This is a genomic window from Lewinella sp. 4G2 (genome assembly GCF_001625015.1).
GTDB lineage: Bacteria > Bacteroidota > Bacteroidia > Chitinophagales > Saprospiraceae > Neolewinella.
This window is the reverse complement of sequence record NZ_LVWJ02000014.1, coordinates 1266999-1292580: the sequence shown is the minus strand read 5'-3', so window position 1 is coordinate 1292580 and position 25582 is coordinate 1266999. Positions and strand designations below refer to the sequence as shown.

Below are 25582 nucleotides of genomic sequence, written 5' to 3'. Positions count from 1 at the left end.
AAACGAAAGAATCCGCACCACGAGCACGTGATGCGGATTCTTGTCATTTCCACCTTATCGAAGTGGACTCCGGTAGTCGTTAGCTTAGAAAGCCGAAACGGATACGTTACTGAGGACATCGAGATCAACGGTAGCACCCGCAGAGTTGTAGAAGCTGATTACCGCAGCACCGCCGCTGTAGGTCACTTCATAGAAAACGCCGCGCGCATTGGGGTTGACCTGAATCACACTATTCGAGGCGGTAAGCATCATGCCCGCCATACTCACGGTGAGGGAGGTTTCGTCGGTCGTACCGGATGCTTCCATGGTTCCGAAGATGATATTATTGCCTGCATCATAGACTTCGGAGCTGGTCGCGGCATTGTACTTCGCCGCTCCTTTGGCTACTCCGGATGGGCCACGAGGACCTACCGGGCCCGCAGGACCAGCTTCGCCCTGTACACCCTGGACGCCCTGTGAACCCGTGGGGCCACGTGGGCCTTCGGGGCCACGGATACCTTCGTTACCCTGAACTCCCTGGATTCCCTGTGGGCCACGGGCACCGGTTTCGCCGTTGAGGCCGTCTTGGCCTGCGGGGCCAGCTGGGCCTTGGGGACCGGCTATGCCTTGCATGCCTTGTTCGCCTTGGGCGCCAGTCATGCCGGTTTCGCCTTGGTCACCCTGGTCGCCTTTAGGCCCGGTTGCGCCTCTTTCGCCTTTGGGGCCGGTCATACCGTCGGCACCATCAGCGCCGTCATTTCCAGCGGGACCTTGAGCGCCAGTAGCGCCGTCAGTACCAGCGGGACCTTGAGCGCCAGTTTCACCTTGGGGGCCAGCTACACCTTGGATACCCTGTTCGCCCTGAGGACCTTGAGCACCAGTAGCGCCGTCATTACCAGCAGGACCTTGAGCACCAGTTTCACCTTGCGGGCCAGCTATACCTTGGATACCCTGTTCGCCTTGGGGACCTTGAGCGCCATCAGCGCCGTCATTACCAGCAGAACCTTGAGCACCAGTTTCACCTTGAGGGCCAGCTATACCTTGGATGCCCTGTTCGCCCTGAGGACCTTGAGCACCAGTAGCGCCATCAGCGCCGTCTGCACCGTCATTACCAGCAGGACCTTGAGCGCCAGTTTCACCCTGTGGTCCAGCTATACCTTGGATACCCTGTTCGCCCTGAGGACCTTGAGCGCCAGTAGCGCCATCAGCGCCGTCATTACCAGCAGGACCCTGAGCACCAGTTTCACCTTGGGGGCCAGCTATACCTTGGATACCCTGTTCGCCTTGAGGACCTTGAGCGCCAGTAGCACCATCAGCGCCGTCAGTACCAGCAGGACCTTGAGCTCCAGTTTCACCTTGCGGTCCAGCTATACCTTGGATACCCTGTTCGCCCTGAGGACCTTGAGCACCAGTAGCGCCGTCAGCGCCATCAGCACCGTCATTACCAGCAGGACCTTGAGCACCAGTTTCACCTTGGGGGCCAGCTATACCTTGGATACCCTGTTCGCCTTGAGGACCTTGAGCGCCAGTAGCGCCATCAGCGCCGTCATTACCAGCAGGACCTTGAGCACCGGTTTCACCTTGTGGTCCAGCTACACCTTGGATACCCTGTTCGCCCTGAGGACCTTGAGCACCATCAGCGCCGTCAGCACCGTCATTACCAGCGGGACCTTGAGCGCCAGTTTCACCTTGCGGTCCAGCTATACCTTGGATGCCCTGTTCGCCCTGAGGACCTTGAGCGCCAGTAGCACCGTCAGCGCCGTCTGTACCGTCTGCACCGTCATTACCAGCAGGACCTTGAGCACCGGTTTCACCTTGTGGTCCAGCTATACCTTGGATGCCCTGTTCGCCCTGAGGCCCTTGAGCGCCGTCAGCGCCGTCAGCACCATCATTGCCAGCAGGACCCTGAGCACCAGTTTCACCTTGGGGTCCAGCTACACCTTGGATGCCCTGTTCGCCCTGAGGACCTTGAGCACCAGTAGCGCCATCATTACCGTCATTACCAGCAGGACCTTGAGCACCAGTTTCACCTTGGGGGCCAGCTATACCTTGGATACCCTGTTCGCCCTGAGGACCTTGAGCGCCAGTAGCGCCATCAGCACCGTCAGCGCCGTCATTACCAGCAGGACCTTGAGCGCCAGTTTCACCTTGTGGTCCAGCTATACCTTGGATACCCTGTTCGCCCTGAGGACCTTGAGCACCAGTAGCGCCATCAGCACCGTCAGCGCCGTCATTACCAGCAGGACCCTGAGCACCAGTTTCACCTTGGGGGCCAGCTACACCTTGGATACCCTGTTCGCCTTGGGGACCTTGAGCACCAGCTTCACCTTGCGGTCCAGCTATACCTTGGATGCCCTGTTCGCCCTGGGGACCTTGAGCACCAGTAGCGCCATCAGCGCCGTCAGCGCCGTTATTACCAGCAGGACCTTGAGCGCCAGTTTCACCTTGGGGGCCAGCTATACCTTGGATACCCTGTTCGCCTTGGGGACCTTGAGCACCAGTAGCGCCATCAGCGCCGTCATTACCAGCGGGACCTTGAGCGCCAGTAGCACCATCAGCGCCGTCATTACCAGCAGGACCTTGAGCACCGGTTTCACCTTGTGGTCCAGCTATACCCTGGATACCCTGTTCGCCCTGAGGACCTTGAGCGCCAGTAGCGCCGTCAGCACCATCAGCACCGTCATTACCAGCAGGACCTTGAGCACCAGTAGCACCGTCAGCGCCATCAGCACCGTCAGTACCAGCAGGACCTTGAGCACCAGTTTCACCTTGTGGTCCAGCTATACCTTGGATGCCCTGTTCGCCCTGAGGACCTTGAGCACCAGTAGCGCCATCAGCGCCGTCAGCACCAGCAGGACCTTGAGCACCAGTTTCACCTTGGGGGCCAGCTATACCTTGGATGCCCTGTTCGCCTTGAGGACCTTGAGCGCCAGTAGCGCCATCAGCGCCGTCATTACCAGCAGGACCTTGAGCGCCAGTTTCACCTTGGGGGCCAGCTATACCTTGGATACCCTGTTCGCCTTGGGGACCTTGAGCACCAGTAGCGCCATCAGCGCCGTCGGTACCAGCGGGACCTTGAGCACCATCAGCACCGTCATTACCAGCAGGACCTTGAGCTCCAGTTTCACCTTGCGGTCCAGCTATACCTTGGATACCTTGTTCGCCTTGGGGACCTTGAGCACCGGTTTCACCTTGTGGTCCAGCTATACCTTGGATACCCTGTTCGCCCTGAGGACCTTGAGCGCCAGTAGCGCCGTCAGCACCATCAGCACCGTCATTACCAGCAGGACCTTGAGCACCAGTTTCACCTTGCGGGCCAGCTATACCTTGGATGCCCTGTTCGCCTTGGGGACCTTGAGCACCAGTAGCGCCATCAGCGCCGTCATTACCAGCAGGACCTTGAGCACCAGTTTCACCTTGGGGGCCAGCTACACCTTGGATGCCCTGTTCGCCCTGAGGACCTTGAGCGCCAGTAGCGCCGTCAGCACCATCAGCACCGTCATTACCAGCAGGACCTTGAGCACCAGTTTCACCTTGCGGGCCAGCTATACCTTGGATGCCCTGTTCGCCTTGAGGACCTTGAGCGCCAGTAGCACCGTCAGCGCCGTCTGCACCGTCATTACCAGCAGGACCTTGAGCACCAGTTTCACCTTGCGGTCCAGCTATACCTTGGATGCCCTGTTCGCCCTGAGGACCTTGAGCACCAGTAGCGCCATCAGCGCCGTCAGCACCAGCAGGACCTTGAGCGCCGGTTTCACCTTGTGGTCCAGCTATACCTTGGATACCCTGTTCGCCTTGAGGACCTTGAGCACCAGTAGCGCCATCAGCGCCGTCATTACCAGCAGGACCTTGAGCTCCAGTTTCACCTTGGGGGCCAGCTACACCTTGGATACCCTGTTCGCCCTGGGGCCCCTGTTCGCCCTGAGGCCCTTGAGCTCCGTCAGCACCATCAGCGCCGTCATTACCAGCGGGACCCTGAGCACCAGTTTCACCTTGCGGGCCAGCTATACCTTGGATGCCCTGTTCGCCCTGAGGACCTTGAGCACCATCAGCGCCGTCAGCACCAGCAGGACCTTGAGCACCAGCTTCACCTTGTGGTCCAGCTACACCTTGGATACCCTGTTCGCCCTGAGGACCTTGAGCACCATCAGCACCAGCAGGACCTTGGGGACCTTCGGGGCCTTGAGCGCCAGTCTCGCCTTGAGGGCCCTCTGGACCAGTAGCGCCGTCCTCACCATTCAAACCATTCAGACCATTAAGGCCATTCTCACCGTCAGCTCCGGGAAGGCCGCGTAAGCCACGCTGACCGCGTTGGCCTCGTTGTCCGCGTTCACCTTGAGGTCCTTGCTCTCCTTGCGGGCCTTGTTCGCCCTGAGGTCCTTGTGGGCCGGTATCACCAGTAGCACCAATGCGGCCTCTGCGACCTCTTTGGCCTTGAGGACCACGAGGCCCCTGCAGACCCTGAACACCTTGGACGCCTGGAACTCCCTGCGGCCCTTGTTCGCCTTCCGGACCTTGTTCGCCTTCGGATCCATTCAGAGCGTAGAGTGCGTAAGGCACCGCCGTAAGTTCACGTTCGGTAATCAGCGTGGAGCCGTCTTCCGCTTCGATGACGGTCCGAAGTAGGTAAGGGCCATTCTCCCAATCGATCAGCAGTAGTTCTCCGTCTTCACCAACTTGAGCGTTAACGATGCCGTAGGCATTCGTAGTAGCATCTACCATCTCGGTATAAGAGGTGACGTTATCGTTGATCCTGACAAGGGTAAAAGTTAGGGATACATTCTCTTGGGCCAGTACGTCACCGTTTGCATCGCGAACTGCGGCCTGATAGTTTAACGCGCCCGAGGTCTGCGCGAAGGCGCCTCCCGTGCAGAGCAGGAGAAGCACCAATAATTGTAGTAATTTATTGTTCATAATAACCAGAGTTATATTCTTGATATGTGTGTATAAATGGCATTAGAACTCTGCCTCGCCTTAGGGCAAGAGAAAAAATGCACAATTAGTATGTGATTTAATTAATGGGTGACAATAACAATTTTACCGAGGTGAAAAGCCTTTCCGCGACTATTTATACCCCGAAGAAAGTAAGTGGCGTTCTCGAGGTTGGTGAGGTTAGTAAACGTGACGCGCGGTTGCTCAAAAGTCTTCAACTTTCGTACAGTGACACCATTTAAGTTTACGAGTTCGAGTTCAACAAAAGCATTTACGTGCTCGGCAAGATCCACCACCAGCCTTTCAACCGCTGGATTTGGATATGCCGCCACGTCAACCTCAACATCGGCCGTGTTTGTATTACCCGCTCGCGTTTGGGGAGCGGGCCCCGGCGCGCTGCTTTCCGTTTGATGAAAACCAACAGTTACAATCAAATCACCAGAAGAAAAGCCAATCAAGGGCTCGCCAAAACTAGCGTCGACCGACAAGTCGTTATTGCTCACGGAATGGTAAGCAGCGGCTCCAATTAACTCCCTTTCTATTTCCAATTGCCCAAATAATTGACATGGGAATAGTATGACGCCACCAAGCAGGAGAACCAGGCAGCCTAATTTCATAAGCATAAATAATAATTTATTAGTTATTAAAATGAAGTTACTATCATAGGCAAGATTTGACGTAATGAGGAAAGGCTCCTATGCCGACAATAAGCATAGGAAGTGAATTCTACCCGCGAATAGCGAATAGGAAGAATAAATTGGAGTTGTTGGAAACAGTGTGAATGAAGGCAATTACCCGGAAAAGCAATATTGAAAACGGGCAACCCTGAAGTGCACAAATATATCAATAAAACAACATGTCCTTTTTCTTACGCCTTTTAATATACATCAAACGTGCTATTTAATCGCCATATGTTTCCGATATCGACAGATTTATTACCACTTATCGTGAAATTTGGCACTTAAATGGACAAAAATGCACATAATCTTAAGATTTCCTTAACACATCTCGATGAAATATCATTTGATTATAAAGGCGTATTTGAAGAATAATATTCTTACTATATAATAAGAACAAAATATAATTCTGAATTTAAAGTAACATTGGGTCTCTTAACCTAACCCATCGCTTCCAAGATTTAGCGATAACAGCCGATAATCTTTTTCAAAATTGACAAACTATACGTTCGCAACATTAGTACGCTGTATTCAAGTTCGCTTAACCGAAGGATGATGAGTAGGCTCGTATATTTTCTAAAACAAGTTCACTTATACGACTGAAGCGAAGCTCTAGCGGAGCCGTGCTACGATTTATACCTGCCGAAACCATAACTGCTCTTTTAGCATTACGGTGTGTCTACTAACCTCAGCATATATGACCCCAACCTCCCCCCCCTGGATGCGCCTAACCCTCCGCCTGGCCGCGGTCTACAACCTCCTCTGGGGCGCCTGGGTCGTCCTCTTTCCCCAGCAGTTTTGGGAGTTGGTGGGGATGGAGCCCATGCGCCACCCGATGGTCTGGCAGGGGATGGGGATGGTCATCGGCGTCTACGGCATCGGTTACTGGCTGGCGAGTTACGACCCGATGCGGCACTGGCCCATCGTTGCCGTCGGGGCACTGGGGAAGATCTTCGGGCCCATTGGTTTCGTGATGAACTTTGCGCTGGGCCTCGTCCCCTTCGGATTTTTCTACACGCTCATCACCAACGATTTTATTTGGTGGATTCCTTTCGGCCTCATCCTCTGGCGCGTCCATAAAGTGTACCGATGGAAGCTTACGGCCTGAGTGTGGAGACGGCGGGTGCCCTGAGGCTGGTCTTCGATACGGGCGCGCTAGTCCTGATCTGGTTGGTGCAACTCGTTATTTACCCCGTGTTCCTGCGGATGCAGCGGTCGGATTTCGTCAGTTGGCACCCGGTGTATACCCGGCGGGTCACCTTCGTTGTGATGCCCATCATGCTGGGGCAGCTGGCCCTGTACGCCTACCTCTGTTTATCGCCGCCGACGGAGTGGAACGTGGTCGCCAACAGTACGCTGATCCTCATCGCCTGGGGGTTGACCTTCTTCGGGGCTGTCCCCCTCCACGCTGCTCTCGATGGGCCGGACGACCACTTACCGCTTAGTTCCCGTCTCCTGCGCATCAACGCGGCGCGGACTTTGGTGTGGACGCTGGTTTGGGCGTTTACGATGGTGGCACGGTTTGCTCCGTTCCTGTTGACCTGAAAATTCGGTTGGCCGGCGGAACTTTACGTGCGTCACTCGACATACTTCCGCAACTCAAACCTGCAAACGCCATGGCGGAACCTTCCACGCACCCCATTCTGCAAACCGAACGACTACGCCTTTCCAAACCAGCCGTAAAGGACGTCCCCGCCATCATCGCGTTGGCCAACAACGAAAACGTTTCGCGTACTACGGCGAATATGCCCTTCCCCTACGGTGAGGAACACGCCGTGTTTTGGCTGAATATGGCTAACGAAGGTTTTGCAAATAAAACCGCCTACATTTTCGCCATCCGTAATGGCACCACTGAAGAATTTCTGGGCGGGATTGGGTTACACGTCCACGCGGCCGACGAAAAAGCGGTCATCGGCTACTGGGTCGGGGAACCGCACTGGAACAAGGGTTACGTAACGGAAGCGCTGGGAGCCATCATTTGCTTCGCCTTTGAGGAATTAGGAATGAATAAATTGGAGGCCGTCCACCTCCTCGAGAACCCCGCTTCCGGAAAGGTGATGATCAAGAATGGCATGGTGCAGGAAGGCGTATCCATCGCCGACAGCAAGCGCTTCGGGAAGTTTCGAGATATTGCTCGTTACCGTTTGCTGCGTTCAGAGTATCACCTAAATGCCGGAAAGCAGAAAACATAAATTTTTTTAGCCCCCCAGTGTGCAAACCCAAAGATCCCTGCATCTACCCAGCAAATCACGCACACCATGGCTTACACTCCCCTCCGTATTTCCGTCCCCGAACCCTGCCACGAAGATTGGAATGGCATGACGCCCGTCGATGGGACCACCGCCCGCCACTGCGACTCCTGCGCCAAGAACGTCGTCGACTTCACCGGCTTTTCCGATGCCGAACTGCGGGCCTACACCAAAGAAAATGGCGCCAAGATCTGCGGCCGCTTCCGCCCGGACCAACTCGGCCGCGAACTCCGCGCCACCCACAAACCCAGCTACACTCCACTCAAAGTGGCCGCCACCGCCGCGGGGATGCTCTTCGGCTCGACCGGGTTAGATGCGCAGGCTACACCCACCCCGCCACCGGCGGACCCGATTGAGATCGATTACCCGGAAATCATGGGGGAGATCGCTGCGCCGCTCATTCCTGAGTTGGTGGATACGCTGCCGCCGGCCCCACCGAAGCAATTGGATACACCGATCATTCAACATCATATGATCATGGGGCGGATAGCTACGCCGATGTCCCCGCCACCACCGGTACCCGCTCCTACCGTTGATTCTATTCCGGCTATTCCACCGCCACCGCCGCCACCACCAATTATTATTAAGTGCGGCACAATGCCTCATACTGAGACGTACCTGCCGCCAAGGATTGAAGTCGATAGCTCTGGGGGAGGAGAAACGATTACAGGAAACCTTCAGGTAAGAGATATCGCCACTCCTCCACTCCCGCCGCCACCGCCGGAATACGACGATATCGAGACGACCATGGGCATCGTCTACATAGAGCCATCGAAACCTACTGGCTGGGACCTCGTCCGCGATACCATCGTCGATACGTTCTCTGCTCCCGATCCCAGCGCTCGCCCACTTTCTGAGCACCCGCGACAGCGCCCATTGGCTCCGGAATACCTGGAAAACGTCGTCATCTCACCGAACCCGATGGTGCGCAAACTGCGCCTGCAACTGACGCTCCCCGAAACCGGTACGCTGCAAATTGAGTTGGTGGACGCCAGGGGACAACTGCTCTACGAACTAATCTCGCCAGTCTTCGCCGGCGCAAATGAAATCACGCTGCGGCCCGATCTCCCCCGCCGCCACGGCATCATTTTCGTTCGGCTGACGGATGCTACGGGTGCGCGGGTTACTCGACCGGTGGTAGTACGGTAGTCGGGTAGTAGCGTAGTCGGGTAGTGCACGTGTGTCATGCACGTACTACCTGACTACCCGACTACCCGACTAAAATACTTTCGAATACTGCTCTACCCGGTCATGCTCCACGGGCTTACGGTCTTCGAGGATCTCGAAAACATTACCCTTGATGGTGTGGGCGATGTCGTTCGTCGGTAGGTCGTTGCAGTCGAGGCCGAAGGGGTCTTCGATCTCTTCACCCATGAGTTCGATGCCGAGCAGGGCGAAGAAAACGAGCATGGTGAGGGGCACGGTCGTCCAACCAAAACTCTCCTCCAGGCCCATGGGCAGCAGGATACCGTAGGCCGTCACGAACAGCTTGAGGTAGACGTTGTAGCTGAACGGGATCGGCGTTTTCTTGATGCGTTCGCAGGCGCCGAGGATGTCCAGCAGGGCCTGGTGCTGGGCCTTGATGTTGATGTAATCCCCCTCGTTGATGTCGCCGTTCCGGTGGGCCTCGGCCATGCGCTGGAAGATGCGCAGGGCGATGAAATTGGGGACGTGATCTTTGGTGGAGTAATAAGCGATCTCTTCTTCGCTGAGGTAAACGAGGTTGTCGAGCTTGACGCCGTCGCGCAGGTGCCAAGCCAGCGCGAGGCAGAAATTCCCGATGTGCTTGGCCATGAAGCGGCGGATGCCCGTGTCGGATTCCGGCCACATGGAATCGACGTAGATCGCCATGTTCCGGCTGTGGTTCACGAGGGCGCCCCACTGTTTGCGGGCTTCCCACCAGCGGTCGTAGGCGGTGTTCGTCCGGAAGCCCAGAAAGAGACCGAGGATGAGACCGAGCACGGAAAACATCATCGTATCCATGGCCAGGTACTCGTGGAGATCCCAGTATTCCACGGCGCCGACGAACAGGGCGGCGTAGATGCCGATGGCGATGACGGACTTCGAGATCCGCGTCATCGTGTAAGAAGTAAACAGGTGGCCGAGGTCCTTGAACCAGGGGCCGTTAGTCTTATAAATGATCATGCTGGGTGGGTGATAGAAAATAAAAAGAAAGGCGAGTCTTCTCCCCAACAGCAAATTGTTAGCAAATGATTAAAGCGGATTCAAAAAGTACCTTTTGGCCCCGTTTGGGCGTCTCCAGGGCATGCAAGTTCTCCCCAAAGCATGGCGGCTCGCGCTCCTCTTTATGTTGCTGATCGCCCCCGCCCTCATCCTCTCGCTACTCCCGGTTTAGCGGCCGGGCACGTCGCGCACGATCGCGTACTTAAAGCCCGCCCGTTTGAGCCGTTTGCGTAGCGCTTCGGCCTGCCGTTGTTGCTCGTACTGCCCCGCATAGACCCGGTTGAAGCGGCCATCGCTAATAATTACCACGTCTTCTTTCGCCGCCTTACTGAGCCGCAGGGCCATCTTCCTGGCGTTCTCCGGGTCTTCGTACGTCCCCACCAAAACGCGGAAATTCCCCGATCCATTCACCGTTCTTTCGGGCGCTGCCGCGGGTATGAAGTCGGCGGGCAAGTAACCCGGTGGCACCGTTGCGGGCTGGTTGGGAAATCCAGTGGGTTGGGGAACTCTTTCACGCTCAGGACGGCGCTCAACTGAAGCGGGTGGGGCGCTAGCGACGGCTGCGGATGGCGTATCCCCCGGTTTCCAGTTGGGCGGCGGTGGCGGAATGGGCCGGCCTTCCGCCCGTAACCTTTTGGACCAAGCCCCCCGGGAACAAGTGGGACCAGCCGTACTCTGGCGAATAACCTTAACGGAGACGGGCACCCGCCCCGCCCGGATCATGTCCAACTCTTCGGCAGCCGCTTGAGAGAGGTCGAGAATATTCCCTTTGGCGTGCGGCCCGCAGTCGTTGACGCGGACCTGGGTCGTCCGGCCATTGTCCAAGTTGGTGACTTCCAGTATCGTGCCCCAGTCGTACTGTTTACTGGCGGCGGTAAAGAGCCGTGGGTTGAGCTTTTCACCGGTACTCGTCAGCCGGCCGTAGAACTTCTGGTGGTAATACGTGGCCATCCGCGTCTGGGCGTCGGCCCCGGTGGAAAGCAAGATGAGTGTGGTGAGTAAGATCAGTGTGCGCATCAGGAATATTTGGATACTAAACGCGATGGTCGGCTGGGTATTGGCCCTAGCTCAGTCCAAAAGCAAAGCGCTAAACTACTGAGTCATCCGGATAGTAGAATACCCATCCACTGCTATACATGACGTTGTGTATTCCTCTCCCCCGGCCCCTTTCGCTTCGCGGCTACTGAGTGGTCCAAAGGAGAGGGGAGACGTGATAATCGTCTCATGTATAACAGTGTATGAATACCCACCAAGTCCGGTGGATGACGCATCTTTGGAGGGAGCCATTCGTTACCATTTACCGGATACGCTCCGACCTTTAAGCTACTCCCAAAATCTACCGACCATGGGCATCTTCAAATTCCTGAAACCACCGACCCACCAGCAGTTCAGTTATAAACCTCGTTACTGGGACCCCAAGAAGGAGGAAGCCGAGCAGCGCAAGGCCCGCGTAGAACTCCTCCAAACCGGTGGGGTGGACGCCATGAAGGCCCGCATCGCCGGTGGCTTCCGTAAAGGTGCCGGGGGAGCCGCCGCGGGGACCTACCGCAACCAACGGGTGAAGAAGGCGAACGGGACGCTCTTCATCGTCATCATCGCCCTGCTCATCATCAGTTACTTCGCCATTGAGGTGTACTTTCCGGATATTTCCGGTTGGTTAGAAACGGAATTACCCGTCGCCGACCCTAATCAGGAGTTGGCGCCTCCGCCGGCACCGACCGAGCCGCTGCAGTTGGAGGAACTGTGACGCCAACTAACAAGATACCAACAAATTGTTTGTCTTTGTTCCCTGCTGATGTTTGAAGTCGTATCTTGCCCTTCCCGCTTACTAAGATTTATATGACCGATAACCTGGTTCACCTGCTTCCCGACGCCATCGCTAACCAAATTGCGGCCGGCGAAGTCATTCAGCGGCCCTCCAGCGTCGTGAAGGAGCTCGTGGAGAACGCCATTGATTCCGGCGCCAGTGAGATCGAGTTGGCCATTAAGGATAGCGGAAAGACGCTCATCCAGGTGCGGGACAACGGTTGCGGGATGTCCGAAACCGACGCCCGGATGGCCCTGGAGCGGCACGCGACGAGTAAGCTCCGCTCCGCCGACGATCTGTTCAACCTCCGGACGATGGGTTTCCGCGGAGAAGCCCTGCCCAGTATTGCGGCCGTCGCCCAACTGGAGATCAAAACCCGCCGGGCGCCCGACGAACTGGGTACCCGCATCCTGGTGGAAGGCAGCGAAGTGAAGGTCCAAGAACCGGTCGCCGCCCCCGCAGGCACGACGATGGCGGTGCGGAACCTCTTCTTCAACGTCCCGGCCCGCCGCAATTTCCTGAAGAGTGATACGGTGGAGCTGCGCCACATCCGCGATGAGTTCATCCGGATTGCCCTGGCCTACCCCGGCGTCCGCTTCGACCTGATCGTTAATGACCGGTTGGATCTCGCTTTACCCATTGGTAAGCTGCGGCAACGGGTCGTCCAGGTATTCGGGCGGAAGTACGATTCGCTGCTCGTCCCGATTGATGAGGATACCGACGTACTGCAAATCACCGGTTACGTGGGTAAGCCCGAGGCGGCCCGTAAGAGTCGGGTGGGGCAATTCTTTTTTATTAACGACCGCTTCATCAAGTCCTCCTACCTCCACCACGCGGTGGTTGGGGCTTACGATGACCTGCTGAATAAGGATAGTTACCCCTTTTACGTCATCTACATGCGGATCGATCCCGCGCGGATTGACGTGAACGTTCACCCCACCAAACAGGAGATCAAGTTTGAGGACGAGCGGATGATCTACAACTACCTGAAGGCGACCATCCGCCACGGGCTGGGGCGGGCGAGCATTATGCCTTCCATTGATTTTGAGGTGGACAACGTCTTTTCGCCCTCCAAAACGGCTCCGGCGGCGACCGTCCTTTCCTCCCGCCTCAATGCGGATACGGAGGAAGAAGGGGAGGTCCTGGGTAGCAAGATGAATGCGGACTATTCGCCACCGCGTTCCCAATTCCCTGGCACCCGCGGCAGCGCCCAAAATAGTGGGAGCAGTTACCAACCGAGTGGCAGCGAAGCCCAGCGGCAGGCCAATAACCTGCGGCACTGGGAAGAACTGTACCGGGGCCTCGGCGGGGACAGCGAAACGACGCCCGATAATACGATCGACTTCCAGGCTACGGATGAATTCGGCGCCGCGCTCGTGGACCTCGATACCGGGGAAATCCTGCAAAGCAAGGTGAGCGAGGACGTGCTGCCCAGCCGCGTCGGCAACGAAGAAGAAACGCCCGGCGGCAGCGCTCAGGACCGCAAACCCTACCAGTTGCACGGCCGCTACATCGTGAGCCCGATCAAATCCGGGTGGCTGCTGATCGACCAACGGACGGCCCACCAGCGGATCCTCTACGAACGCTTCCTGCGCAACCTCGAGACCATCCCGGCCGCGAGCCAGCAGAGCCTCTTCCCCCAAACGGTGGAACTCCCCCACGCCGACGTCGGGGTGATGACCGACCTCCTACCGGACCTCAAACTGCTCGGTTTCGACGTGGAACCTTTCGGCGGGAACAGCTTCATCATCCGGGGCATCCCCGCCGAAATCGCTGGCCACAAGAACGAAAAGGAGATCCTCGAACGCCTCCTGCAACAGTACCGCGACGACGTGGACCTCAGCAACAGCGGCCACCAACGCCTCGCCAAGGCCCTGGCCCGCAACGCCGCCATCCGCCGCGGTGCCGCCCTGGACGTCGCCGAAATGCGCAGCCTGATGAACCAACTCTTCGCCTGCGAGCAACCACAAACGGGGCCGAGTGGCGGCAAAACTTTCGTGAAGTACGAACTGGAAGAGGTAGATAAGCTCTTCGCGAGCTGATGAATCTATCTGACGGAAAGAACCATTACTGACCTCACGGAATTTAGAGGTTAGATCTTAGATTTTAGACTTCCGACGTTTCGATCGCCGTGGAGTACTGGAGACTAAAGACTATAGACTACAGACTAATCATGCGTTCCATCACCCCCATCGTAAAGTACCTGTTGATCGCGAACGCACTCCTGTTCGTGCTCATCTTGGCGACCGGTGAGAACGGGCCGCTGGCGAATGAACTCGTCCTTTACTACCCATCGACGCCCAATTTCAAACCCTGGCAGCTGGTGACGCACGCCTTTATGCACGCAGATGAATTCCACATTGCTTTCAACATGCTGGGCCTGTACTTCTTCGGACCGGTCATCGAGACGCGGCTAGGAGCAAAGAATTTTACGCTGCTGTACTTCGCTTCTTTATTCGGGGCGGTGGCGATGCACTTTGGCTTCGTGTACTGGAATACGGCAGGGCTTGAAACGGCCCTGGAGGCGTTTGCCGCGGACCCTACCCTGGAAACTTTCGACGCCTTTTTCCGGGGAAAGGACCTGAGTGGAATCCCTTACGTCACTAAGGATGGGTCGGGTAACATCATCGGTAGAGAAACGGGGGCCAGCATTTTGGGCGACCTGCAAAATAAGCTAGCCTTCGGCGACCCGGTGGACGTGGAAGGGGCCGTCCGCGACGCCAAAGTCCTCATGCAGGATGAGTTGGAGCGGTGGATCCTCGTGCCGATGCTCGGTGCCTCCGGCGCCGTTTCGGGTGTCTTTGCTTCCTTCGCTGTTTTCTATCCGAATCAGAAGGTCTATCCGCTTTTCCTACCCTTCGGCTTCCCGGCCTGGGTGATGGTCTTAGTCGTCTTCGGGGTGGACCTGGTGCTCGGCGTCCTCAACATCACGGGGGATAACATCGCGCACTGGGCGCATTTGGGTGGGGCGATTACGGGGGCGGCGTTGGCGTACTACTTTGCTAAGACTACGGTGCCGCCGCATATTCGGAGGTTGAATTAGAAGTTAGACGATAGACTCTAGAATTTAGATTTTAGACGCACTCCAACGTCTAACATCTAAAGTCTAAAATCTAACGTCCCTGCCTCCCACATCAATCGTTGTAGAGAACAATTCAAGTCCTTTCTACGTCACCCACGAAGACTAATCCATCAGCCCAATCGAACTCCTCACCACCCATCCGCACCTATCCGGCGAAGCGCCGAACCCTACCGCCGAAGGGCTACGGGGCAACATTGAGAATTATATTGGGATGGCCCGCGTTCCGGTGGGGCTGGCCGGACCAATGCAGTTGAACGGGGACCACGCGCGGGGGGACTTTAGCGTCCCGCTGGCCACTACGGAAGGCGCCCTGGTCGCCTCCTTTTCCCGCGGCATGAAGGCCATCACGGAGAGCGGCGGCGCTACCGTGAAGGTGATTGACGAAGGCGTACAGCGGGCCCCCTACTTTGAGCTGGCGGACCTGACCACCGCCGCCAACTTCATCGCCTGGGTAGCGGGGCAGACGGAAGCGTTCCGGACGATCACCGGGGAGAACAGTCGGTACGCGCAACTGAAATCCGTCGTCCCGACGCTGGAGGGTAACGCGGTGACCCTGCGCTTCACTTACACTACGGGCGACGCGGCCGGGCAAAACATGGTCACGATCTGTACGGACCGGATCTGCCGCTATATCGCCGCTCAGTTTTCCGGCGACATCAAAGTCTGGTACCTGGAGGTGAATGCTTCGGGAGATAAGAAGGCTAATTACGCCAACTTCCAGCGGGTGCGGGGGAAGCGGGTTTGCGCGGAATTAATTCTGCCGCGGGCCGTCGTAAAGGCCGTCCTAAAAACCACGCCGGAAACCATCGACCGTTTCGGCCGGGCCGCCTGCTACGGCGCTCTCCAGACGGGGACGATTGGCGTCCACGCCCACCTCGCCAACGGCCTCGCCGCGCTCTTCATCGCCTGCGGGCAGGATGCGGCCTGCGTGGCGGAAGCGGCGGTGGGGACCGTCCGGATGGAAGCTACGCCGGAGGGGAACCTTTACGCATCCGTCACCCTTCCCAACCTGATCGTCGGAACGGTCGGCGGCGGTACGGGCCTGCCCACCCAGCGCGAGTGCCTGGAGCTTATGGACTGCTTCGGAGCGGGCAAGGCGAATAAGCTGGCGGAGATCACCGCAGGAGTTTGTTTGGCGGGGGAGTTATCGATTTTGGCGGCGTTGGCGGCGGGGCATTTTTCGGCGGCGCATGAGCGGTTGGGGCGGGGGTAGAGTTGCGAGTATCGAGTTGCGAGTTACAAGTACTTGATACTCGCAACTCGACACTTGATACTCAAATACTCGAATCTCTACAGCCCGTAATAATCTTCCAAAGAGTCCACCTCGAAGCCGTGTACGACCACCCGCACCCGCGTCTGTGACGATGGTGTATTGTTAATGCTGAGCACCTGCCCCGGCCGCAGGACGAACAAGGGTGCATGGTTAGCCATGTGGATCGCCGGCCCGGTGGAGGAGCTGCCACTGACGTAGATCCGCGGGTTCCTAATGGAACTGATCTCATTGGTTTGCGCATTGTACGAGGCGGGCGCGACGCCCACGTAGAAAAACTCATCCGGCACGCCGTCGCTGGCAATTACGGTGATGCGGTCGATGGCAATCAATTTGCCTGTCGGTGTGACGTACGGGTTATTTCCGCTATTGATAAAGCCACCCGTTTCCGAATCAATCGTATTTCTGATGAGGGTGAAGTTGGTCGTACCCGTCCCGCCGGCTACGGAAACGATGGCTTCGTGGAAGGAAAGCGCCCGCACGTTCTGCCCCGACGCCGCTTTGTTGAGCGACTGCCATTCGCCACCGGCGTAGCCTTCAAAGCTTTCTTCCGAGGAGTTGTAGCGCAGCGTCCCGTCGGAAGGCGTGGCGCCATCGTTGCCGATCTTGACTTTGCCGTTCACGTCGAGCGTCTGTTCGGGACTACTATTGTTGACGCCCACTTGGGCGGAAAGGGTCATCGTCGTGAGTAACAGGCAAAACAATAAGTAAGATTGCTTCATGGTGGCAGGTTTGTTTATGGCTTTATCCTGCGGCTAGAGGCATTGTTACGGGTTGGGGTAGATTAATTTTGCGCTGTCGCGGGTGCAGGGGGAGGTAGCATTTGATTTATTCATCAGCTTGGTTCAGGGGAGTGTTGAATTGACCGATTTCTATTTTTAGGTACCAAAGGCGGTAAGCTGTAGGCGGATAGGCAGTACGCAATATTGACTGATCTTTAGGCCGCGTGTTAATCCACCACTTCGGGTAGGCCAATTTTGAGACGGATCTGCTTCTCCCCAAAGTTGATATTTTCGGGATAGGCGCCTCCTTCGATATACAATTCAGTCGGCTCGCCTTCGGGAATCTCATCGAGGGCAGCAGTTACGGATAAGTAGTATTTCCGCAGCGTCGCATTGTACACCCGGCCGTCCTCACCATTGCCCGTCACCTGGAAGCTAACGGGGGGACTACCTATTGCCGACAGCGTAATAATTGCAGTCTGTGGCCCTTGGGAGGTTGGGGTGAAGCGTACCGTGAAGCCCAGTTCGCTCGGCGTGGCGCCACAAGCCGAAGGTAATCGTGTCTCCGAAAGGCCTTCAAGGGTGAAGTCGCTGTTATCACTGGTAATGCTGATATTTTCCGCCGCCCCGGAGCCTATGTTGGTTGCCGTGAAATTTAGCGTGGCGTCATTCTGGTTGACCACGATTTCGCCAAACTCCGTGGCAGCAGTTGCCGCATTGGTCTGGATCTCTGCTTGGGTCAATACGGTAACCGTCACTTGGCAGGCATTCTCATTGCCGGAGGCATCGAAAACCGTGAGGGTGACAAGATTCGGGCCAGCATCGGCGCAGGTAAAGTCTGTCTTGCTTAAAGTGGCACTGGTGACGCCGCAGTTGTCGGTACTAGCGCTGGAGACTTGGTCGGCAGTATAGGTAAAGGTTTCGTTGCGCGGGGTGATGAAACTGAAATCCTGGCAAACCGCGATGGGTGACTCCAGGTCGGTCACGGTAACGGTTGTTGTACACTGTTGGGCGTTGCCAGCCGCGTCGGTGACGGTTAGGGTAATGGTATTCGGTCCGAGAGCCTCACAGTCGAGGCGAGTAATGTCGATGCTTGCATTAGTAATCCCACAGGCATCACTACTTCCGTTGTCGATGTCAACGACCTCCAGCAAAACCTGGTTTTCTTCGCCAAGGCTACGGCTAAATTCTGCCACGCAATTCGTGGTAGGGGCTTGCCGATCGGTAACCATCACCGTGAAGCTACACTCGTCGGTCAGCGCCGCTATGTCGGTTGCCCGGTAGGTGACGGTGGTAGTTCCGACGGGGAAGGAGCCGCCGCTCTCCGGCCCCGCAATGCGTTCGGTCGTTACTGGGGAGCAATTGTCCGTTCCGACGGGTACGGGGAAGGTGACCGTTGCCGCACAGGTGCCTGGCTCGGCATCCACGGTTACGGCTGAAGGGCAGTTGATTTGCGGAGGCTCGGTGTCCGTGACCGTTACGGTGAAACTGCAGTCCTTGGTCAGGCCCGCAGCATCGGTTGCCCGGTAAGTGATCAGATTACTTCCCTTATCAAACGAGGAACCACTGGCTGAGCCTGCCGTTCTGGATAGGGTGGCTCCGGGGCAGTTATCGCTAAAAGTGGGGTCGGCGAAAGTCGCGGGTGCCTGGCACTGGCCGGCAACAGTAGCAACGTTTACGTTTGGTGGACAAAGAATGCTGGGGGGCTCATCGTCCGTTACCGTGACGGTAAAATTGCAGGTGGCGGATTGGCCGGCTGGGTTCACCGCGATCAGGGTGACCGTGGTAGTTCCTTGCGGAAAAGTTGAACCACTGGCCAGGTTCAGTACAGTAGGCGTTACCAGCGTTCCCGGGCATGGGCTTTCCGGAACCGGAAGGGAGTAGGTTACGACTGCATCGCACCCGTTAGCGTCAGTACCGACGCTTACGTTAGCTGGGCAAACGAGGGCGGGAGGATTAAGCTGTTCGGCAAAGGAAAGGACGTAATCTCCCGTCGCTCCGCTAACGCCGTCCAGATACAAATAATAGGTTGTTTCCACGTCCGTGCAAATAAGCAGTGCCGAGGCGGCTCCGAGGCTACCGTCCGGGGCGTCGTCGTTAAAATCAACGCAAGTAAGGTTGCCGCAGCTACCGGAGTACAGGAATAAGCGGGTGTCGAAGCTGGCGCCCTCGGTACTGATCAAGGTGGGCGCGCCCGTGCCGGTGAAGGAAAACCAAACCCCGCTGCTGGGTGATTGTCCGCTACACGCTACCGCACCCGTGGCCACGCTACCCCGGGTAGTGCCGGAGATTTGCTGGGTACCCTTTAATAATGTCGCCGTATTACAGAGATCGTTTGGCGGGGGGACGGGTGAAGTGGTGTACAAGAGGAGATAGTTCCCCACGTCATTCTCCTCGCCGTCCAGGTATACAAAATACTGTCGGCCGTTGACGGTCGGGACGGTCAGGGTCGTCCCGAAACTGACCGGATCGGCGCTAAAACCTTCACAGGTCAGCTGAGTGCAGCTACCCGAGTAGACCGTCAGGCGGCTGTCTAAATCCGTGGAAAGTAAAGCCAGATCGGCCAGATCACCCGTGCCGACAAACGTAAACCAGACGCCTGGGTTGATGGTCTCCTCACAGCTTGGGGGGAAGCCCCTATTGGAGCTGTTTTGGGTACTGCCTCGTAATTGTGCACCAACTGCCATGGATGTAGCCATTTCGCACAGGTCATTGGCAGGCGGGTCGTAAAATAGACGGTAGGAAGCCGATCCATTATTAGGGTTCAACCCGGGCGTACTACCCGCCACATCGGGTCGGTCGGGGTTGCTCTCCAGCGTGAAGCTGCCACCACCGCCGCCGCCATAGCCCTGCCCTCCGTGGCCGCCGCCGGAATATCCACCTCCGCCACCGCCAAAGGCATTGTTACCCTTTACGCCGGCGCCTCCCCCGCCGAAACCATTACCGCCGGCGGTAAAGAAAGCGTCGCAGGCGGCCCCTCCGGATGAAACGAAAGAAAAACTTCCCTTCCCTCCGTAAGTGCCCCCGTTGCCGGTGCCCCCGCAATCATTGCCGCCTCCGCGGGTGTTGAGACCGCCGCCGCCACCGCCGCCATTTGTCGTTCCGCCCTGGTTGCGGCCGCCTCCGTTGCCAGTGGTGCCACCCGCCCCGGGGTTGCTTGATGCCGGGCCTCCCCCGCTCGTCCCGCCTTCAGTAGTGACCGCGCTCTTCCCCGCAAACTCGAAATACTGGGCCCCGGCGCCCAAAAAGCCTGGGTCGTAGGAAACATGCCCGCCGCCCCCGCCGCCCGCTACGACGAGTAATCTGGGCGCTTGCCCGTCGATCTCAGCGAAGATCCCCGTTGCTCCGCCACCACCCGCTGAGCGCTGTTCACTTCCGTTCGGTGGAGTGGTGACAATATCCGATCGGCCAGCTTGGCCGACGATGAATTTAATTACGCTGTAGGGCGGGATTTGCCCCGCCCCGGTACCGATTTGGAATCGTCCATTAGCGGTTGCCCCTCCTCCACCTTTGGCAAAGCCTTGGGATAGGCCGCCATTAAAGGCGGCATATCCGCCGGATGCCCCCGTGGCTGACAAGTCAATAAAGGCACCAAGGGCGTTGGGGACGACGTATCGCTGTATGGTGTTACTGTACCCCAAGGATTGCGTGGACCCATCGATCGTAGCGCAACCGGGGAGCGGAGGGCTGGCGGGCGTCGCGTCGTAGAGTAAGTTGAAATCTCCCGTTTCGCCGTTTTTGGAGTCGAGGTACACGTAGTATTCCAGGCCCGCCCTCGTACAAAGGCTGATGGCGGAGGTGGCCACGCTAGAAGAGGCGTCGTCATTCGACCCTACGCAAGTGAGGGTAGTACACGCGCCTGAATAAACCGTCAAGCGGGTGTCGAAGCTGCTCCCTTCGGTCGATAGCTCGGCCTGGTTACCCGTACCGGTGAACCGATACCAAACTCCCCTGGTATTGACCGCACCACAGGCCAACTGCCCGAATAGGGCGGTACTGCCGGAAGTAGTCCCGGTAACCTCAACGCCGTCAACGAGGCGAAAGGCACCTTCGCACATGTCGTTATCGATCGGTCGGTTGACCTGGTAGGTGATTACACCAGTCTGGTCCGCGCCAACCCTCTGGCTGGAGGTAAGGAATGTATGTCCTGGCATCGTATAGCTGCCCCCGCCACCTCCGCCGCCGGAGTCTCCTCCCTTCCCACCGCCGGAATATCCACCTCCGCCGCCACCTCCGCCAGTCAACTCAATGACCGGCTGAATGGCGTAGCCCCCGAAGCCAAAGCCGCGCCCGCCCTCGTTATCCTCGAAGAAAAGGGTACTGTACAAGCTACATTCCGGCCGCCACGGCCCGGTCTCGTACAGACCGCTGCGTAAACCGCCGTACAGGATCGTCCCGTCGCAAGACGCCCCGGCGCCGTCCGTCAGGTAGCCGCCGCCCGCGCCACCGGAGGGGTACTGCCCGTTCTGATCTCCTCCTCCCGCTCCGTTCACGCCCCCCTGCCCCGCCAGGACGCCTGTACCATTTCCGCCGTTCGTCCCAGTCTGTGCATTTCCGCCTGGTGAGCTGACGTATGAGTTAGTCCCAAAGAACGGAATATGAACCATGGCGGCACCGCCGCCACCTCCGGCAATTGCGATGGGAGTGAAGGTAGACTCAGTCGGGCGTTTGATGATCACCGCGGAAGCCCCTCCGCCGCCACCAGCATTGAGGCTGGAGTGAAGGAAGTTGCCAAGCCGGTCGTACGATTCTCCTCTACGGCCCAATACCATTCGCAGGGTGCTCCCAGGAGCAATTTGGCCGGGCGCATTCCCAAAACGGTAATCCACCGTAACGTTGGCGCCACCGCCCCCGGGGGCTCGTGGGCTGCCATCCCGGTCAAATGCAGCCGAGCCTCCATCTCCGCCCCTTAAGACGAAGCGAATGTCCCCCGTAGCGTCGTCAGGCACGCTGAACTCTATGAAACCGACTACGGGCCGTACGTTGTCATTGTCGACGGTTTGCAAGCTTCCATCGAGGATTAAAGGGAACGTTTGACCCGTCACCGACGCGGTAAAGGCGCAAGCAAATAGGAAGATGATCCCACTGACGAGATGAGAAAACACCCGTCGGCGTAAACAAAAGATCATCGCAAAAGGAACTTGGTTGAAGGGAACTCGAATCGTCATGGCAGGGTGTTTATGGAAATCGACCGATCCATTGTCTTACCTAGAGGTCGATCTTGCGCCCCCTAAGTACTGGTGATTAATCGACTTACTCAGATGACTAAGCTAAGTTTTTGGAGGTTTGATCCAATATTGAAGGGTTCTGACCCGATAGTTAAAGTGCTCGCCCCAGAACTTGGAGGACACGATGTCCTTTACCCTGCGCTCCGTCCCAGAACAGTGCACCCGCGACCGCGCATGAGGAGGCTATTTCTGCGCTGACTAAGCTGGATTTGACTTGTTCATCGGCTTGGTTCAGGGGAGTGTTGAATTCGTCGGTTTCTAGTTTTAGGGACCAAAGGCGGTAGGCGGATAGGCGGTAGGGCTCCTCTCACCTGGAGACTGTGCCCTACCGCCTAAATCCCCCCCCAAAAAACTGAGCGACGAAGAGCAACGCGAACTCATCAACGGCATTATCTGGAAGGCTTGTGATACCTTCCGCGGCGTCATCGACCCGAGCCAGTATAAGGACTACATTCTCACGATGCTGTTCCTGAAGTACGTATCGGACGTGTACCGGGACCGGCTGGCCGTATACCTCGAAAAATACGCGGGCGACGCCGAGCGGGCCAAATCGTGACGCCCGACAAACTCACCGCCGTGAAGCACAAACGCGCCCTCGATGCCATCCCCGGCGGCGTGCAATCGGCCCTGATCTTCAGCCCGCCCGACATGTGCGAGGGCGAAGACAGCATCTACGCCGAGAGCGACGACCTGATCAAGCGTTTCTGGAAACAGATGATGGACGAGCACGGCACGGCCCAAAAAATACCAGGAAAACCTCGTCGAACGCTTCAAAAAGCAGGACCGGCCGGAGATCATGAGTGGGGCAGCTGCACGGCGAAAGGCAAGCTCATCCTGAATACGGAGTTGATCCGTGCCCCGCGTGGCTGCATTGAGTACGTGATCGTCCACGAGCTATGCCACCTGGCCCACCACAACCACGGGAAGGCGTTTCAGGCCCTGCAGGCGCGGGAGTATCCGGCGTGGGTGAAGTGGAAGCGGGTGTTGGAGGAGCGGATGGTGTAGGACAAGTTGCGAGTATTAAGTAGCAAGTTGCGAGTACTCGCAACTCGCAACTCGCAACTCGCAACTCCCACCTGGCAACGTTTCCCCCCACCCATCCGTTACCCATTCCATACCTTACCAGGGATTTCCAAAGCAAGCAAACCAGGGGACATGGCGGAAGTAATCGAAACGACGGTAGAAGAGCAGGCGGGGCTACGCACGGCCTACGACGAGATGATCGCCACCCTGGCCAAAACGCCCAACGAGGCCGACCTCGAACAGATGGGCCGCGCCTACGACCTGGCCAACTACAGCCACCGCTACCAACGGCGGAAATCGGGCGAGCCTTACATGTACCACCCCATCGCCGTAGCGCGGATCTGCGCCGAGGAGATTGGCCTTGGCCCCACCGCTATCTGCGCGGCGTTACTGCACGACGTCGTGGAAGACACCCCCGTTACACTCGCCGATATCCGCGACCAGTTTGGCGACCGCATCGCCCAGATGGTAGGCGGCCTTACGAAGCTGGACAGCGCCTACTCCGACGAATCCAAGCAGGCCGCTAACTTCAAAAAGGTACTGAGCACGCTGGTGGACGATGTCCGCATCGTCCTCATCAAAATGGCGGACCGGCTGCATAATATGCGGACGATCAAGTCCATGCCCGAGCACAAGCAGTTCAAGATCGCGGCCGAAACAAGCTACATCTACGCGCCGCTCGCCCACCGCCTGGGGCTGTACAATTTCCGGTCGGAATTCCTCGATCTCTGCATGAAGGTCCTCGAACGCGACGAGTACCAAGCCGTCGCCCGCAAGCTGCAGGAAACGAAACGGACGCGGGAGGGCTACATCGACCGTTTCATCCAACCCCTCCGCGAAGGGCTCGACGAGCTGGGCTACACCTACCGGATCTTCGGCCGGCCGAAGTCGATCTACTCCATTGCCAACAAGATCAAAAAGAAGCAGGTCCCCTTCGAACAGATCTACGACCTCTTTGCCGTCCGCATCATCATGGACGTGCCACCCAAGAAGGAGAAACTGGCCTGCTGGAGCGCCTACACGGTGGTGACGGACGTGTACAAGGGCGTCCCCGAACGCCTCAAGGACTGGGTTACGCTGCCCAAATCCAACGGCTACGAAAGCCTGCACACGACGGTCGTGGGCCCCGACGCCCGCTTCGTAGAAGTACAGATCCGCAGCGAACGGATGAACGAGATCGCCGAACGCGGTTTCGCCGCCCACTGGAAGTACAAGGGCGTGAGCGACCAACCGGACGTCTACGAACAGTGGTTCGATTCCGTGCGGGACATCCTCGACGACCCGACGTCGGATTCCGTCCAATTCCTGGGTGACTTCCGGGCCAATAACTTCTTCAACGAAGAGGTCTACGTCTGGACGCCCGACGGTGACATGCGCACCCTGCCGAAGGGCGCCACGGCCTTAGATTTTGCTTTTTCCGTCCACACCGAAGTTGGCTACCACACCCAGAGCGTTTTGCGCGATGAAAAGATCGTCCCCCTCAGCTACGAGTTACAGAACGGCGATCGGCTTAAAGTCATTACCAACAAGCAGCAAAAGCCGAACGAAGGGTGGCTGAAGATGGTCGTCACCGGGAAGGCGCGGTCGAAGATTCGCCAGGCACTCAAGGCGGAGCGAAAAGCTGCCGGTGAGTTGGGCAAGGAAGCCCTTTACCGGAAGCTGAAGAACATGCGGATCAACGACATCCCCGCCGCCGTGGAAGTGCTGGCCAAGCACCACTTCGAGAACAGCCATTTGGAGATGTTCTTCGCGCTGGCCGAGGAGCACGTCACCATCGCGCAGTTGCTGGAGCCCTTCATCGTGGAAGCGGGCAAGCTTACGCCGAAGGCCGTCGAGCTACCACCGGAGGAGCCGCGCGATCCGGCGACCATCCGCCGCAGCCGGGCGAATAAGGTGGAGGGGCACTCCAAACTCCTCATCAACGGCGAGCCGGGCGACCAGCTCGAGTACTCCATGGCCAGTTGCTGCAACCCGGTGCAGGGCGACCAGGTCTTCGCCTACCTCACCACGGGCGCCGGCCTGAAGATCCACCGCAGCACCTGCCCCAACGCGCAGAATCTGATGGCCAACTACGGCTACCGCATTATGAAAGCGGAGTGGGTCAGCACGAGCCAGAGCAGTTTCGTTGTCGACCTTCGCCTGACGGGGCTGGACAGCGGGACGGGCGTGATCGAGCGCATCAGCCACGAGATCACGGAGTTGGGCCTGAACATCCGCAGCTTCAACATCTCTGGCAACGATGGTTTTTACGAGGCCAACGTGTCGCTGCTCGTCCGGAATACCGACCAATTGTACCTCGCCATGCAGTCGCTCAAAAACTTAGCTTACGTCTCAACCGTTTCCCGGGTGTAGTCGTGTAGTCTGGTAGTAGCGTAGTCGGGTAGTGCCGTCGTGCTACTACCCGACTACGCTACTACCCGACTAAATAC

At 57.6% G+C, this 25582-nt stretch carries 18 protein-coding genes and 1 pseudogene; 12 read left to right on the top strand and 7 right to left on the bottom strand.

The window, feature by feature from the left end; all coding sequences use genetic code 11:
• Nucleotides 1-84: 84 nt before the first annotated feature.
• Nucleotides 85-639, bottom strand: a complete 555-nt coding sequence (locus A3850_RS19745; RefSeq protein WP_068215060.1) for a collagen-like protein — start codon at nucleotides 637-639, stop codon at nucleotides 85-87.
• Here A3850_RS19745 and A3850_RS06465 point away from each other — a divergent pair.
• Nucleotides 625-4275 carry a hypothetical protein gene (locus tag A3850_RS06465; protein ID WP_068215059.1) on the top strand — a complete coding sequence of 1217 codons (3651 nt, stop codon included), beginning with the start codon at nucleotides 625-627 and terminating at the stop codon, nucleotides 4273-4275. The genes A3850_RS19745 and A3850_RS06465 overlap by 15 nt on opposite strands.
• Here the strand turns inward: A3850_RS06465 and A3850_RS20405 are convergent.
• Nucleotides 4227-4514: a hypothetical protein gene (locus A3850_RS20405; RefSeq protein WP_068215058.1), complete on the bottom strand. Its 288-nt coding sequence runs from the start codon at nucleotides 4512-4514 to the stop codon at nucleotides 4227-4229. The genes A3850_RS06465 and A3850_RS20405 overlap by 49 nt on opposite strands.
• 480 nt (nucleotides 4515-4994) lie before the next feature.
• On the bottom strand, nucleotides 4995-5534 hold the full coding sequence (locus tag A3850_RS06455; RefSeq protein WP_068215057.1) for a T9SS type A sorting domain-containing protein: 540 nt from the start codon (nucleotides 5532-5534) through the stop codon (nucleotides 4995-4997).
• Nucleotides 5535-6309: 775 nt separating this feature from the next.
• Between A3850_RS06455 and A3850_RS06450 the strand changes: the two genes are divergently transcribed.
• The 4 genes from A3850_RS06450 (at nucleotide 6310) to A3850_RS06435 (ending at nucleotide 8986) form a co-directional block, all read left to right on the top strand.
• Nucleotides 6310-6696, top strand: a complete 387-nt coding sequence (locus A3850_RS06450) for an alkyl hydroperoxide reductase (RefSeq protein WP_068219479.1) — start codon at nucleotides 6310-6312, stop codon at nucleotides 6694-6696.
• Nucleotides 6678-7133 carry a hypothetical protein gene (locus A3850_RS06445; RefSeq protein ID WP_068215056.1) on the top strand — a complete coding sequence of 152 codons (456 nt, stop codon included), beginning with the start codon at nucleotides 6678-6680 and terminating at the stop codon, nucleotides 7131-7133. Before A3850_RS06450 ends, A3850_RS06445 begins: the two co-directional genes overlap by 19 nt.
• Before the next feature lie 71 nt (nucleotides 7134-7204).
• A complete protein-coding gene (locus A3850_RS06440; protein WP_068215055.1) occupies nucleotides 7205-7780 on the top strand; it encodes a GNAT family N-acetyltransferase in 576 nt (191 codons plus the stop codon).
• Between the two features lie 66 nt (nucleotides 7781-7846).
• Nucleotides 7847-8986 (top strand): T9SS type A sorting domain-containing protein, encoded by a 1140-nt coding sequence (locus A3850_RS06435; RefSeq protein WP_068215054.1) that lies wholly within the window; start codon nucleotides 7847-7849, stop codon nucleotides 8984-8986.
• 69 nt (nucleotides 8987-9055) lie between these two features.
• On the opposite strand, the gene A3850_RS06430 is transcribed toward A3850_RS06435, so the two are convergent.
• Nucleotides 9056-9982 carry a bestrophin family protein gene (locus A3850_RS06430; protein WP_068215053.1) on the bottom strand — a complete coding sequence of 309 codons (927 nt, stop codon included), beginning with the start codon at nucleotides 9980-9982 and terminating at the stop codon, nucleotides 9056-9058.
• 207 nt (nucleotides 9983-10189) lie between these two features.
• Nucleotides 10190-11038, bottom strand: coding sequence for a septal ring lytic transglycosylase RlpA family protein (locus A3850_RS06425; protein ID WP_068215052.1), 849 nt, complete (start codon nucleotides 11036-11038; stop codon nucleotides 10190-10192).
• A gap of 328 nt (nucleotides 11039-11366) precedes the next feature.
• Between A3850_RS06425 and A3850_RS06420 the strand changes: the two genes are divergently transcribed.
• The 4 genes from A3850_RS06420 (at nucleotide 11367) to A3850_RS06405 (ending at nucleotide 16123) form a co-directional block, all read left to right on the top strand.
• The gene (locus tag A3850_RS06420; RefSeq protein ID WP_068215051.1) at nucleotides 11367-11768 is read left to right on the top strand and encodes a hypothetical protein; all 402 of its coding nucleotides are present in this window, start codon (nucleotides 11367-11369) and stop codon (nucleotides 11766-11768) included.
• A gap of 92 nt (nucleotides 11769-11860) precedes the next feature.
• Entirely contained in the window at nucleotides 11861-13870 is a 2010-nt protein-coding gene (mutL, locus tag A3850_RS06415; protein WP_068215050.1) for a DNA mismatch repair endonuclease MutL, read from the top strand.
• Nucleotides 13871-14001: 131 nt separating this feature from the next.
• Nucleotides 14002-14871, top strand: coding sequence for a rhomboid family intramembrane serine protease (locus A3850_RS06410; RefSeq protein ID WP_068215049.1), 870 nt, complete (start codon nucleotides 14002-14004; stop codon nucleotides 14869-14871).
• 148 nt (nucleotides 14872-15019) lie between these two features.
• Nucleotides 15020-16123: a hydroxymethylglutaryl-CoA reductase gene (locus A3850_RS06405; protein ID WP_369916977.1), complete on the top strand. Its 1104-nt coding sequence runs from the start codon at nucleotides 15020-15022 to the stop codon at nucleotides 16121-16123.
• 77 nt (nucleotides 16124-16200) lie between these two features.
• Here the strand turns inward: A3850_RS06405 and A3850_RS06400 are convergent, their stop codons facing one another.
• Together A3850_RS06400 and A3850_RS20145 are read right to left on the bottom strand one after the other, a co-directional pair.
• On the bottom strand, nucleotides 16201-16902 hold the full coding sequence (locus A3850_RS06400; protein ID WP_157500941.1) for a hypothetical protein: 702 nt from the start codon (nucleotides 16900-16902) through the stop codon (nucleotides 16201-16203).
• 227 nt (nucleotides 16903-17129) lie between these two features.
• Nucleotides 17130-22070, bottom strand: a complete 4941-nt coding sequence (locus A3850_RS20145) for an HYR domain-containing protein (RefSeq protein ID WP_157500939.1) — start codon at nucleotides 22068-22070, stop codon at nucleotides 17130-17132.
• A 412-nt stretch (nucleotides 22071-22482) separates the two neighbouring features.
• Between A3850_RS20145 and A3850_RS20400 the strand changes: the two are divergent.
• The 3 genes and pseudogenes from A3850_RS20400 to A3850_RS06385 all read left to right on the top strand — a co-directional run.
• Nucleotides 22483-22680 (top strand): annotated as a pseudogene (locus tag A3850_RS20400) (type I restriction-modification system subunit M N-terminal domain-containing protein); the annotation flags it as partial.
• A gap of 26 nt (nucleotides 22681-22706) precedes the next feature.
• Nucleotides 22707-23135, top strand: coding sequence for a M48 family metallopeptidase (locus A3850_RS06390; protein WP_231915286.1), 429 nt, complete (start codon nucleotides 22707-22709; stop codon nucleotides 23133-23135).
• Nucleotides 23136-23285: 150 nt separating this feature from the next.
• On the top strand, nucleotides 23286-25505 hold the full coding sequence (locus A3850_RS06385) for a bifunctional (p)ppGpp synthetase/guanosine-3',5'-bis(diphosphate) 3'-pyrophosphohydrolase (RefSeq protein WP_068215044.1): 2220 nt from the start codon (nucleotides 23286-23288) through the stop codon (nucleotides 25503-25505).
• Nucleotides 25506-25582 lie beyond the last annotated feature (77 nt).